The sequence below is a fragment of the Agathobaculum desmolans ATCC 43058 genome (assembly GCF_000701665.1).
Lineage (GTDB): Bacteria > Bacillota > Clostridia > Oscillospirales > Butyricicoccaceae > Agathobaculum > Agathobaculum desmolans.
The window spans coordinates 1-12,620 of the sequence record NZ_JNJN01000010.1; the positions used below are offsets into that span (position 1 = coordinate 1).

The following is a 12,620-nucleotide window of genomic DNA, read 5'->3' on the forward strand; positions in this document are numbered from 1 at the left end:
GCCAGCTTTCGTTCTTTCCTGCGCTCCCGTATCAGCAGCTGCTTTACTACATACTTATCCTTAAACCCAAAGTGCTCTGCCACTTCCCGCTGCGTTTTCCCCTCTGACAGCATGACTTTGATTTCCGGCAGCAACGCCTGAACTTGTGTGTAATTTCTTTTCCTCATAACTATACCCCCTGATGTAGCTTATTTTCCTACATCAGGGGGTATTTTGTCACTGTCCGTTTTTACTGGGGCAGTTCACATTGTGAACCGGAGGGGGCTGCAATTTCCTGCCCGGTCGAAACTGGCAGGAGGAATGCGCATCATATTTGCTGCCGGGCCTGCTCGATCGCCTCGGTCAACTGTTGGTGTGTGTCATCAAAAAGCAGACGTTTGTTGTGCGCAAAATACGCTTCGCTGCCGAAGTTCTGAATGAACCACGAGGTGAAAAAGTTTGCCGTCAGCTCGGTGGCAAACAGCACCAGTTCCTGACTGTCCGGAATGGCCGCGTCGAGAAAGGCGAAGGCGTTGGCGATCTGCGCATCCGTTTGCTCGACGGCGGCCGCGCGGGACTGTACGTCCGCTGCGAACAGCGCTTTCAGGCAGTCGAACGCCTGCGCGGCGGGAATGCTTTGCTGCCGGAGATGGGTGCGGAACGCTTCCAGCCGTTCGATCTCGCGGGTCGCTGTCAGCAGGGCGTCACGGTCAGTCGAACCGGCGGCGCGGCGGCGTGTGAGCGCTGCCTGCCGGTCGTCCAGCAAGGCATCCAGCGTGGCGCTGCCGTCGCGGATGGCGGTAAGATCGCCGTGCAGGGCGTCGGTCAGCGCATCCAGACGGTACAGTTCACGCGCGCTGTCTGCCAGACGGGTCAGCAGCAGGCTGAGCACGCCCAGCTTTTCGTCAAACGGTGCGCCTGCCAGCTCGGAAGCGCGCAAAGGCTCCCATGTGCCGTTCAGCACTTCGTCCACACGGTATACGCGCTTGTATTTTTCATATAGCTGCAAATAGCCGGCGAAATCGCTTGCCACGCGGGGCAGCTGCAAGTACTGCCCGACAACCTGCCGGTCGACCGGCAGACCGAGCGATTCATATACCTGCATCAGCTCGGACAGATCTTCCCAGCCGCGCGCGGTGACAAACTGCATGCCATCCGCTGTGGCTTCCACACGGTAAAAATGCTCGCGGCGGATCTCCAGATAGGACAGGATCGCGCCGTGAATGCCGCGCCGGTAGGCGTATTCCTTCCAGACGGCAAAATCCTCCTCCACATCAATGCGCTTAACACGGTCAAGCGTGACTACATCAAATTCGCGCACGGATTTATTGTATTCCGGCGGATTGCCGGCTGCTACGACTACCCATCCGGCGGGAAGCGGTTGATTGCCGAAGGTTTTGCACTGTAAAAATTGCAGCATCATCGGGGTAAGGGTTTCCGAAATGCAGTTGATCTCGTCGAGGAACAGAATGCCCTCCTTAACGCCGGTACGGGCGATCTCGCGGTGGACCGAGGCGATGATCTCGCTCATGGTGTAGGAGGTAACGGCGTATTCCTGCCCGTCAAAGGTCTGGTGGTCGATATAGGGCAGGCCGAGCGCGGATTGGCGGGTGTGGTGGGTCAGCGTATAGGCGACCAGCCCCACGCCGGTCTCCTCGGCGATCTGCTCCATGATCTGCGTTTTGCCGATGCCCGGCGGGCCCATCAGCAGGATCGGGCGCTGCCGGATGGGCGGAATGCGGTAAACGCCGAAGGCATCCCGCGCAAAATAGGCGCGCAGGGTGTTTTTGATCTCGTTTTTGGCTCGTTTGATATTCATATCGCTGTTGCTCCTTGTATGGGTTGGAAACAGGGTGTTTGTCCGGTTACGGCATGGTCAGCTCTTCCTCCCGCAGCACTGCGCGGATGCCCCACGGCGGTACCTGATCCGGGTAAGCCTGTCCCTCCAGCATGAGGAAGGCCGCATCATAGCGGGGACGCCGGCTGGGGTAGATGCCCAGCCCGTCGGTAAAATACAGCAGGCCGCGCAGCCGGTGGAATGCGCCTTCGGCGATCAGCCGGTCAACATGTGCAAAAACCGGACGAAAATCGGTTGCGGACTGACCGATCAGCTCGAACTGCGCCATATAGTCGGCCAGTTCGCGTGCATTGGTGATGCGTTTGTCCGAGCGGAGCTGGTCATCGCACTGCAGAATGCGCAGGTTGATGTGACGGAAAAAGCTCTCGCTGTCCTGCAGCAGTGTGTAGGTGTAGGACAGAAAGCTGCGCACCAGCTCGCCCGAGGTAGACATAGAGGTATCGATCGCAATGACAAGATCCTCGATCTTGCGGGTCTCGCGCGTTTCGAGCGGTTCGATCAGCGGCATGTTGCCGAAATGCCGCAGACCATAGGCATAGTAGCCGTAATCGAACGCGTCCGCATCAATGGCAACCTCTTCCCGCAGGGCGGTGAAGCGGCGCAGAAAGGCGCGGTAATCAACCGTGCCGCGGGTGGAAACTGCAAGCTGTTCGCGCACGGCGTCCCCGCCTGCCGCCTGATTGGAAAAAACGGTCTCCATAGCGGTTTGGGTGCGCTCGGCGCGGCGCTGCCACTGCTTTTCCTGTTCGTCATCGCCTTCTTCGGGCCATAGGGCGTGGTCGTCCACGGTGAATACACGAGCCAGCGCAGCGCAGTCGTAGCTGTTCAGGCGGTCGCGCCGGAATTGACGGTAGACCGCTTCGGCAGTCAGCACGGGAAGCTGTGCGCGCAGACGGCGGTACAGGTTTTGCCGCCGCACCGAGGGACGCTCGGCGGCAAGGCAGCGGTAGTCGAGTGCATCTATGATGCTTTCAACTGCTACATCGCACGCCAGATCCCACAGGGCGCGGTCGCGTCCGTGCGCTTTGACCGGATGGCGCAGCAGACAGTGGAATACTGTGTGCAGGTAGGCGCGGTTGACGTTCGCCCGACTGCGTTCATACTGCTGTGCAAGCCATGCGCCGCTGTAATACAGGTGATTGAGGTCGGTCGCCAGCGTGGGGGTATCGTATCCCTCTGTGATGGTAAGCGAGGAAACCGCCGCATCCAGAAAGGGCAGGCTCATATACAGCTCGGTGCGGGCGGAGAACAGGATCTCCCGCCCGATGCGGCTCCATTGTTCGGATTGGGACAAGGGATACACCTCCTTACGGGATGGGTGGGTTACAGGTCAAAGGATTTTGCCCGTCCGGCAGCCTGTTTGCCGCGGTTTGCGGCCAGCAGCACGGAGAGCGCGGCGGTCTGTCCGCCGGCACGGGCAGCGTCGCACGCAGCGGTGACGGCCGGTGCGTCCAGCACGCCGAGCGACAGCAGAAAATGCAGCGCAGCACTGTCGTTCGCAGCGGCCCGCTCGCAGGCGAAGGCGCGGCCGTGTGCGCGCAGGCAGGCCAGATATGCTTCGCGCGCCGCATCGCTCAGCGCGTAGGGCTGCGCAAGACGGCGAACCGTGACACGGACGGCTGCGGCAAAGTCGTGCCGCTCCAGCAGCTCGGACAGGGCGCGGTCGTATTCGGCAAAGCGCAGCCTGCCGTCCGCAAAGCACTGGCGGTAATAGTAGCCCGCTCCGTGAATGCGGCGCTGGAAGATATGCGCAGGGGAAAGGTCTTCCAACTCCTCCGAATAGGCGGGAAAGAGCAGGTGCGCGCTGTGTTCGAAATATACGTCGATCTCGGCGGCGGTTTCGCCAAGCAGCTTGGGCAGGCAGGTGGATGCGTCCGGGGCAGCGCACAGTGTGATGGTGCGCAGGGCGCGGCAGTTCATCAGCAGACCGCCGCCGATCTCGGTGAGCGCGGCGGGGAGCGTCAGCCCTTCCAGCCGCCGGCAGTTGTAAAAAGCGTAGCTGCCGATGCTGCGCATACCGGCAGGCAGGATGCACTGCCGCACCGCGCCCGCATCGTGCACCGGCGCGGGGCCGCCGCAGGTCACACGAACCGGAAAGCACGCCTGTCCGGTCAGGTCGGGGGCGCGTTCGGAAAGCGCATAGGCACCGAGCACCGTTACCGGATCACCGTCGATCTCTGCGGGCAGGCGCACGGTATCGTCCTGCGTTTCACAGCGCAGGATGGTGATGCCGTCCTGCGCGGATTTGCAGGTCAGCAGCAGTTCATTTTCACCTTCGATAATGCGCATGGCGCAACGTCCTTTCATCGGATTTTCTGTTCGGTTTTGATTATAGCACAGGTGCAGCGGCGCGGCAACAAAACTGCCTTTGTTTTGTATATTTTTCGCTTGGAGCAGTGTGCACTGCCAATAAAAAAGAAATATGGTAAGAAAAAATGAAAAAAGTATTTTCGGAAAATTCTCAAAATAAGGGTTGACAAACGGAGAATGCGAGATTATACTGTGTCCATACTGAAAAACCAATGACGAAGACGAGTAGCAGGGAAACCAAACCTTCAAGAGAGCCGCGGGCGGTGTGATCGCGGCAGGCAAGGCCCCGGTGAATGGACTTTATCAGGGCAAGGCGAAAGGGATCTGATCCCGAGTATCTGCGACGGGGACTCCGCCCGTTATCAGGGGAGCATACATTGTCGGATGTATGAAAGCGAGCGGGCGCATTTTGCGTCAACTTGGGTGGTACCGCAAGAGTATTGTACTCCTGTCCCATGTGTGTTTTACACAGGGGACAGGAGTTTTTTTGTGCCCTCCCGTTCCGGCGCGTCAACTGTTAACCTACGGACAAAAAGGAGAGAACCCATCATGACAAAAATTCCGCACAGACTGTACCTCACCGAAGACCAGATGCCGCGCCGGTGGTACAACCTGCGTGCCGATATGAAGGAACAGCCCGACCCGCTCATCCATCCCGGCACGCATGAGCCGCTGCCGGCCGAGTCGCTGTATCCCATTTTCTGCGAAAAGCTGGCCCGGCAGGAAACCGACTGCACGACCCGGTATTTTGATATCCCCGAGCCGGTGCTTGATATGTATAAGCTGTACCGTCCCTCGCCGCTCTGCCGCGCGTATAATCTGGAAAAGGCGCTCGGCACACCCGCAAAGATTTATTATAAGTTTGAGGGCAATAATACATCGGGCAGCCACAAGCTCAATTCGGCCATCGCGCAGGCGTACTATGCTAAGGAGCAGGGGCTCAAGGGTCTGACGACCGAGACGGGTGCGGGGCAGTGGGGGACAGCACTCTCCGAAGCGTGTGCGTATTTCGGGCTGGATCTTAAGGTGTTTATGGTCAAGGTGTCTTATGAGCAGAAGCCCTACCGCAAGGCGGTCATGCAGACCTTCGGGGCGGATGTGACGCCCTCGCCGTCGGATACGACCGAGGCGGGACGCGCGATCCTTGCACACGACCCGACAACCGGCGGTTCGCTCGGCTGTGCGATCTCCGAAGCGGTGGAAATGGCTGTCACACACGAGGGATACCGCTATGTGCTGGGTTCGGTGCTCAATCAGGTGCTGCTGCATCAGTCGATCATCGGACTGGAAAGCAGGCAGGCGATGGAGCTGCTGGACGAATATCCGGATATCGTCATCGGCTGCGCAGGCGGCGGCTCCAATCTGGGCGGGCTGATCGCGCCGTTTATGCAGGATAAGCTGCTGGGGCGCACGGATCCGCGTATTATTGCGGTTGAGCCGGCCTCCTGCCCGTCGCTTACCCGCGGCAGGTATGCGTATGATTTCTGCGACACCGGCCACGTCACCCCGCTGGCACGGATGTACACGCTGGGCAACGGCTTTATGCCCGCACCCAACCACGCGGGCGGCCTGCGTTACCACGGCATGAGCCCGATCCTTTCCAAACTATACCACGATGGGTATATGGAGGCGGTTGCGGTCAAGCAGACCGATGTATTCGAGGCTGCGGTACAGTTCGCCAAGGTCGAAACCATCCTGCCCGCGCCCGAATCCGCGCACGCCATCCGCAGCGCGATCGACGAAGCGCTTCGCTGTAAGCAGACGGGCGAGGCCAAGACCATTCTGTTCGGTCTGACCGGCACGGGTTATTTTGATATGGCGGCGTACGAGGCGTATCACAATGGCAGGATGCGCAATCATGTGCCGACCGACGCGGAGCTGGCAGAGGGATTTGCTTCGCTCCCGGCGATGGCGTAGGCAAACAGGCGGAGACACCCTTGGTTATGGCAGTGCGTATAAACAGATTGGCAGCGCAGTGGAAATGTGTATGCCGCTGTGGTATAATAGCCGTAAGACGGCTATTATACATCTATTTTACAATTATACCAACAGTGGCGCCTGCCGGTTGCTCAGGACAGAGAAATATGCGCCGCTGTGGTATAATATTATAAAACAGCTTATGCATCTATCTATGACGTTCCGTTTGGCTGCAAGGCAGCTGTTCGGGCGCTTGATCCTATCAAAGGGGCGATCCACATGAAAACCGCTGTTGTTTATTATACGCTGGGCGGCTCCACCCGTTCGTTCGCACGCGCGGAAGCCGGTGCACGCGCTGCCGATCTGCTGGAAGCAGTTCCTGCCAAACCGTACAATCCCTTTACTGCACTGATGCAGGGCTGCGCTGCCGCACGCCGCCAGCGCGGTGTTCCGTTGGCGCAGGCGCCTGATTTAATGGGTTACGACCGCATTGTGCTGATGGCGCCGGTATGGGGCGGCTTTCCTGCGCCGCCGTTTAACAGCATGGCGGCTTTGCTGCCTGCGGGTGCACAGGTCGAGGTGCTGCTCGTCTCCTCCAGCGGCAGCAGCGAAAAAAGCCGCGCCAAGGTGCGGGCACTCATTCAGGGTAAGGGATGCCGGGTGGTCTGCCAGCGCGATATCCATTCACACCAATGAGGGCGTATACCTATCTGCTGCGCTGTGCGGATGATACCCTGTACTGCGGCTGGACCAATGACCTGACCGCCCGCCTTGCTGCGCACAACAGTGGCAAGGGAGCGAAATACACGCGCGGACGCGGGCCGGTACAGTTAGTATACAGTGAACTGTTTGCATCGCAAGGCGAGGCCATGCGCCGCGAGGCCGAGATCAAGCGGCTGTCCCGCGTGCAGAAGCAGGCGCTGCTCCAAGGCCAGAGCGGCGGCGAGCTGCTTACGGTTTACGATGCGGATGAGCGTCCCTGCGGCACACGGCCGCGTGCAGTGGTGCATGCGCAGGGGCTGTACCATCGGGTCTGCCATCTGTGGACAGCCGGTGTTTGGGATGATATATCCGGTTTGTGGATACAGCAGCGTGCATTTGACCGTCCGCTCTATCCGGGTGGTTACGATCTTTCGGCCACCGGGCATATCGATCCCGGCGAAACGCCGGAGACAGCAGTTCTGCGCGAAGCGCGGGAAGAGATCGGGTTGGCGTTGTCTTCTGCTGATATTACCGCTGCGGGGAGTTACCGGCAGCAGTATTCCCGCGGAGAGGGCGGCGGCTACGATGATGAACGTGCCTATGCCTTTCTGACGCGGGTGGATGGTATCCCGCCCTTTCAGCCCGGTGCGGAAGTGGCGGATGTTGTGTTTGTGCCGGTATCCGCTTTTGCCGCCGCGCAGGAGCGCGGCGCGGCGCTTGCAGCCCGCCGGGCAGACGGTACCGTCCTGACGATCCCGCACAGCAGCCTGTGCTGCCTGCATGCAAGCGAATGGCAGGGCGTTCGCCCGCTGCTTGCTTCCCTGCTGGGAAGTGACGGCGGCGCGGATGGCAGCGGAAAGAATCCGTTCGGATAAACTGAAGAGAGGTACGCAGTGCGCACCTCTTTGAGACTGTCGAAAAACTTCGTTTTTCCGACAATCTATGTTTGGGCTTCGCCAAACATGGACGAGAAAAAGTTCCTATGCAGAAACTTTTTCTCTCTCAAAGTATAAAAGCTGAGGTACACCCCCCAGCTTTTATGCATTTGCGCTGCAAATGCTGTTTGATGCGCGCTGCCGCGCGTATTGGTGAAACGCATCAACAAAATACTTTTGCGACAGACTGAGAGAGGTGCGCGGTGCGCACCTCTCTTGCGTTTGAGCGTTTGGTCAGCGGTCCACAACGGGGATCTCGCTGTCGTCCTGCTCATCCAAATGGTTCAGATAATGCCGCGTTTCCTTAGCGATCACGCCCGACAGCAGCAGCACGGCAATCAGGTTGGGCACAGCCATCAGCGCATTAAGAATGTTGGCCACCGTCCATGCCAGATCGAGCGAAAGCACCGGACCGATGGCGATCACGGCGATAAACACCAGTTTGTACGGCAGCATCCCTTTGGCGCCGAACAGGTACTCGCAGCAGCGTTCACCGTAATACGACCAGCCGAGAATGGTGGAGTATGCAAAGGTGATGATGCCGACCACAAGGATCAGCGGTCCGACGACCGGGATCTGCGAAAAGGCTGCGGTGGTCATCTGACCGCCGTCCGCAAACTGCTCCATGTTGATGCCGGGATTTTTCATAACCGTGGTGACCAGCACCAGACCGGTCATCAGGCAGACAACAACAGTATCCCAGAATGTGCCGGTTGCCGAAACCAATGCCTGCCGCACGGGGTTGCGCGTTTGTGCTGCCGATGCGACGAGCGGGGCCGAACCAAGACCGGATTCGTTGGAGAACAGACCGCGCGCTACGCCGTACTGCATCGCCAGACGGAGACCGCCGCCGGTCAGGCCGCCTGCGACTGCACCCGGCTCAAAGGCCAGTGTCAGGATCGCCTTGAGGGCGGGCAGAATGAAATCGTAGTTGATGCAAAGGATAATGATGCAGCCCAATACATAAAAGGCCGCCATAAAAGGTACAAGCTTTTCGCACACGGTGGCGATTGACTGAATGCCGCCGATGATGACGACCGCTGTGATCACCGCGAAGGCGATGCCGATGACCAGCGGTGGGATATGGATCGGGCTGTTGCCCTGAATGACTTCGGAGATCGCATTGATTTGCGTGCCGCAGCCGATGCCGAATGAGGCGACCATCGCAAGCGCTGCAAATGCCATGCCCATGCGTTTCATGTGCAGGCCGCGCTCCAGTGCGTACATCGCGCCGCCCTGCATGCGGCCGTCCCTGGTCTGCACGCGGTACTTGACTGCGATCAGGCTTTCCGCATACTTGGTGGCGATGCCGAATACGCCGGTCAGCCAGCACCAGAACACAGCGCCCGGGCCGCCGAGGAATACCGCCGTACCCACGCCGACAATATTGCCCGTGCCGATGGTGGAAGCCAGCGCGGTCGTCAGCGCCTGAAACTGACTGACATCGCCCGGAGAATCCGGATCTTTTTGAACCGACAGCCTGATGCCGGTAAAGGTCTTGCGCTGGATAAAGCCGGTGCGCACCGTCATAAACAGGTGGGTGCCGAATAACAGAAGAATCATTGGCAAGCCCCAGATCCAGTTATCGATCGCAGTGACAAAATCAGAAAATGCGTGCATATGCGTTCCCCCTTACAATTGTGCAGGACTGCCGGTACAGACCTGCGCCGCAATATAGTAGCATTATAACGTATCAGCAGGATGAAATCAAGATGACACTGTTTTCGGGGAGAAAAGAACATTTTTCTGATTATCAAAAAAAATTCAAAAAAAGATTGACACAGAGGGGATATCTGTGGTATCCTAATTAGGCAGTCAAGAGTAACGGCGGCACACAAGAGAAAGTTCATATTTGCGCCAGTAGCTCAGTTGGATAGAGTGTTTGGCTACGAACCAAAAGGTCGGGGGTTCGAATCCCTTCTGGCGTACCAGATTAAACCGTTATTTCAAACGAAATAGCGGTTTTTTCTTAACTTTTTGCACTGTTTTGAAATTCTGCAATTTTGCCTTGGTGTTTATTTGGTGTTTATGGGTCAAAAAATCGGGCGTTCCCGCTGATGGGAGCGCCCTTTTTCTATGCCTGTTTTTTGATCGCGTTTAGAATGTCGTTTAACGTATCCGCCGCAGCCGCATCCGCGCTTTGGATTGCATGTGCATAGATATTTGCGGTAGTGCTGGCTTGGGAATGACCGAGACGCGCTGACACGGTACGCAGGTTTGTTCCGCTCGAAATCAGCAGCGTTGCGTTAGTATGCCGCAGGCTGTGGATTGTTACGGGCGGCAGATCGTTGCGTTTGACAAAGTCGCTGAACCAGTTTGTCAATGTGTCAGGGCGGAAGGGCGCACCGTTCCAGCGGGTAAATACACGGTCGCTTTCGTGCCACTGGTCGCCTATCCTTAACCGCTCTTTGTTCTGCCATGCTCGGTATTCTCTGAGCATAGGAATACAGTTAGACGGTAGTTTAATAGCTCGCTGAGAGCTTGCCGTCTTGGGTGTGTCGTCTAACAATCCCTGACCGGCAATATAAACCGTGTTGCGCCGGACTTGCAGCACAGCGTTTCCGAAGTCTATATCACTCCATTGCAATGCGCATAGCTCGCCGCGCCGCAGGCCAGTATTGATCAGCAATAGAATCATGGTGCGGTATTGTATTGGCTCACAGTCCAATAAAGCGATGAGCTGCGCCGCTTGCTTTTCATCAAGATAGCGGGCTTCTTTCCGCTCGGCTCGTGGTGCTTTGACCCGCTTGCAAGGGTTCGAGGGGATAAGCTGCCACTGCACAGCGGTTTCCAGCATGGAGGATAACAGCCGGTGATAGTGCAGCAGTGTTTTCCCTGAAAGCGTTTCCTTACCGGTTGGTTCAAATACATCATCGAGCGGGCGTTTCAGGGCGGCACTGATCTTTTCGGCACTGCGGCGGCTGATATTACGACCGGCTGACAGCGATTCGATTGTGCCTATGCTCACGCCTGCTGATGCAGCAAACGCAGATTGCGTTGTGGATAATAACGACTTGAAGTCGGTTTTGCAGCTGTATTTTGTGTCGGCACGCACGCCTGCTTCACCGAGGTTGGCATAAAAAGCAGTGATATGATTGGGGCGCAGCTTATCAAGGCGAATATGCCCCAGCGCAGCAAGTACACGCGGCATCAGCGCGGTATATGTGGCAAAGGTTCGGGGTTTTAGCTGCTTCTCGGCATAATCAGCAAACCACTTTTCCGCAAAGTCAGCAAACTTAATATTCCCGTCCAGGACTTGACCAGTACGGCATTTTTCTTCAAATAGAACTGCCTGCCGGTCGAGTTCTTTTTTTATCTGCCGCGCTGTCATGCCCTGCTCGGGTGCCCATGTCATCGTGCGGCGTATCTGCTTGCCGTTCAGATCGTAGCCGCAGGATACAACGATTTTATAGCTGCCACCGCGTTTTTGGATTGTCGCCATTTAATCACTCCGCTTTCTCGCAATTAAAACGGTTTATTTCCATCAAGTCGGTCTAAGGTCTTATTGATTGCAGATTCGACACAAGCGGCAAACATATCGTCATCTAAGGTTCCCTCGCGATTGAGCGCAGATAGAGATTCGATGGTACGAAAGTATGAGATGATATCGCTGTCTTTAGTTTCAATTGCTGCTACTTGTTCCAAAGCGGGATCTTCATAAAAAGATATCCAAATTGAACTTTCGCTCGGTTCGCGCATGAAGTACGCGAAAACCCGCAGCACCGTTTTAAGGTCTGGCGCAAGTGGCGTTTTATCCTCTCTTGAAGCTGTGGTTGAAAGGCCGCACAACCAATCCAAAGAGCAATTGTGCGCAATTGCAATTTGCATAGCAATTTGAATGGATGGACTTTTCTGTCCAGATTCATAGGCCGACAATGTGGCGGCTGTAATTCCAGCCTTTTTGGCAAAATCCTTTTGCGTTAATCCCAAACGCGCGCGCAATTCGCGTAAATGTTTTGCGAAAGTCGCTTTTTCTTGTTCTCCCATAATCATCACGTCCTTTTTTGAATTTTAACATCAAAAAGAAAACAAGTCAACAACAAAAAGCAAAACGCGCAAAACATTGCAGATTTATATAATTTATAAAAAAACGCTTGACTTTTTTCATCATCGCTGTATTATAGAAACAACAGCATAATCATCAATTTTAGGAAAGGGGATTTGAAATGAAAAACACTGACATCCGTACTGAGGTCAAAAACGCCGGTTTGCATCTTTGGCAGATTGCGGACGGTTTAGGCATCAATGACGGGAACTTTTCCCGCAAGCTGCGGCATGAATTGCCGGACGAAGAAAAAGCGCGTATCCGCGCTATTATCACAGAGCTGACCCGCAAGGAGGCGATCTGATGCCCGCACGCATGAGATTTCCTGCACAGGCCTTAGAAGAACTGCGCAAGCTCGACCCGAACACAGCGGTTAGCCTGCGGATGATTCGGCGGCTGGTAAGCTCCGGTGCTGTTCCATCTGTTCCGGTGGGGGCGGGCAATCGTAAGCTGCTGAACTTTGATGCGCTGCTGGAATATCTGGAAAGCCCGCACGAGGAAGTGCAGGTGCAAGGTATCCGGCGCGTTGATGAGCGTGCATGCACCTGAGGGGACGGTGGACAAGTCTTGAGAATTTCGGAATACTTACCAACCGGCAAAGAGAATGCAATCCCCAGCAGGGCACTTGCTGACATGCTCGGCTTTGATACGGTGCGCGAGCTGCAAAAGGCCATCGAGAGGGAACGGCAGTCAGGCGCGGTGATTCTCTCCACCTGCACAGAGGGCGGCGGCTATTTCCTGCCCGCCAACGAGACAGAGATCAGGGAGTTTATCCGCACCTTGTCGAACCGTGCCAAGAATACCCGCCGTTCCATGGAAAGCGCACTGGATGCGCTGGACGGCATGACCGGACAAATGCGGCTGTAAGGCGGTG

General features: G+C 56.6%; 12 protein-coding genes and 1 tRNA gene. 7 read left to right on the plus strand and 6 right to left on the minus strand.

Annotation, left to right across the window (positions count from 1 at the left end; all coding sequences use genetic code 11):
* Positions 1-307: 307 nt before the first annotated feature.
* The 3 genes from T363_RS0104260 to T363_RS0104270 are packed head-to-tail and all read right to left on the minus strand — an operon-like array spanning position 308 to position 4,126.
* Positions 308-1,798, minus strand: a complete 1,491-nt coding sequence (locus T363_RS0104260) for an ATP-binding protein (RefSeq protein ID WP_031473567.1) — start codon at positions 1,796-1,798, stop codon at positions 308-310.
* A gap of 46 nt (positions 1,799-1,844) precedes the next feature.
* Complete coding sequence (locus T363_RS0104265) at positions 1,845-3,131, minus strand: vWA domain-containing protein (protein ID WP_031473569.1); 1,287 nt, start codon at positions 3,129-3,131, stop codon at positions 1,845-1,847.
* 29 nt (positions 3,132-3,160) lie between these two features.
* Positions 3,161-4,126, minus strand: a complete 966-nt coding sequence (locus tag T363_RS0104270; protein WP_034971650.1) for a leucine-rich repeat protein — start codon at positions 4,124-4,126, stop codon at positions 3,161-3,163.
* Positions 4,127-4,696: 570 nt separating this feature from the next.
* On the opposite strand from T363_RS0104270, the gene T363_RS0104275 reads away from it, so the two are divergent.
* The 3 genes from T363_RS0104275 (at position 4,697) to T363_RS16745 (ending at position 7,641) form a co-directional block, all read left to right on the plus strand.
* Complete coding sequence (locus T363_RS0104275; RefSeq protein ID WP_031473573.1) at positions 4,697-6,064, plus strand: TrpB-like pyridoxal phosphate-dependent enzyme; 1,368 nt, start codon at positions 4,697-4,699, stop codon at positions 6,062-6,064.
* Between the two features lie 279 nt (positions 6,065-6,343).
* The gene (locus T363_RS0104280) at positions 6,344-6,760 is read left to right on the plus strand and encodes a hypothetical protein (protein WP_031473575.1); all 417 of its coding nucleotides are present in this window, start codon (positions 6,344-6,346) and stop codon (positions 6,758-6,760) included.
* Positions 6,757-7,641 carry a GIY-YIG nuclease family protein gene (locus tag T363_RS16745; protein WP_161645943.1) on the plus strand — a complete coding sequence of 295 codons (885 nt, stop codon included), beginning with the start codon at positions 6,757-6,759 and terminating at the stop codon, positions 7,639-7,641. The genes T363_RS0104280 and T363_RS16745 overlap by 4 nt, the downstream gene beginning before the upstream one ends.
* A 294-nt stretch (positions 7,642-7,935) precedes the next feature.
* Here T363_RS16745 and T363_RS0104290 read toward each other — a convergent pair whose 3' ends face one another.
* A complete protein-coding gene (locus T363_RS0104290) occupies positions 7,936-9,321 on the minus strand; it encodes an alanine/glycine:cation symporter family protein (protein WP_031473579.1) in 1,386 nt (461 codons plus the stop codon).
* A gap of 234 nt (positions 9,322-9,555) precedes the next feature.
* On the opposite strand from T363_RS0104290, the gene T363_RS0104295 reads away from it, so the two are divergent.
* Positions 9,556-9,632: transfer RNA gene (locus tag T363_RS0104295), tRNA-Arg, on the plus strand.
* Between the two features lie 143 nt (positions 9,633-9,775).
* On the opposite strand, the gene T363_RS0104300 is transcribed toward T363_RS0104295, so the two are convergent.
* Positions 9,776-11,143 (minus strand): tyrosine-type recombinase/integrase, encoded by a 1,368-nt coding sequence (locus T363_RS0104300; protein WP_031473581.1) that lies wholly within the window; start codon positions 11,141-11,143, stop codon positions 9,776-9,778.
* Between the two features lie 23 nt (positions 11,144-11,166).
* On the minus strand, positions 11,167-11,688 hold the full coding sequence (locus T363_RS15025; RefSeq protein ID WP_051643087.1) for a helix-turn-helix domain-containing protein: 522 nt from the start codon (positions 11,686-11,688) through the stop codon (positions 11,167-11,169).
* A gap of 179 nt (positions 11,689-11,867) precedes the next feature.
* On the opposite strand from T363_RS15025, the gene T363_RS0104310 reads away from it, so the two are divergent.
* The 3 genes from T363_RS0104310 to T363_RS0104320 are packed head-to-tail and all read left to right on the plus strand — an operon-like array spanning position 11,868 to position 12,613.
* Positions 11,868-12,050, plus strand: coding sequence for a hypothetical protein (locus T363_RS0104310; protein WP_031473585.1), 183 nt, complete (start codon positions 11,868-11,870; stop codon positions 12,048-12,050).
* On the plus strand, positions 12,050-12,295 hold the full coding sequence (locus T363_RS0104315) for a hypothetical protein (RefSeq protein WP_031473587.1): 246 nt from the start codon (positions 12,050-12,052) through the stop codon (positions 12,293-12,295). Before T363_RS0104310 ends, T363_RS0104315 begins: the two co-directional genes overlap by 1 nt.
* An 18-nt stretch (positions 12,296-12,313) precedes the next feature.
* Complete coding sequence (locus tag T363_RS0104320; RefSeq protein ID WP_154658735.1) at positions 12,314-12,613, plus strand: hypothetical protein; 300 nt, start codon at positions 12,314-12,316, stop codon at positions 12,611-12,613.
* Positions 12,614-12,620 lie beyond the last annotated feature (7 nt).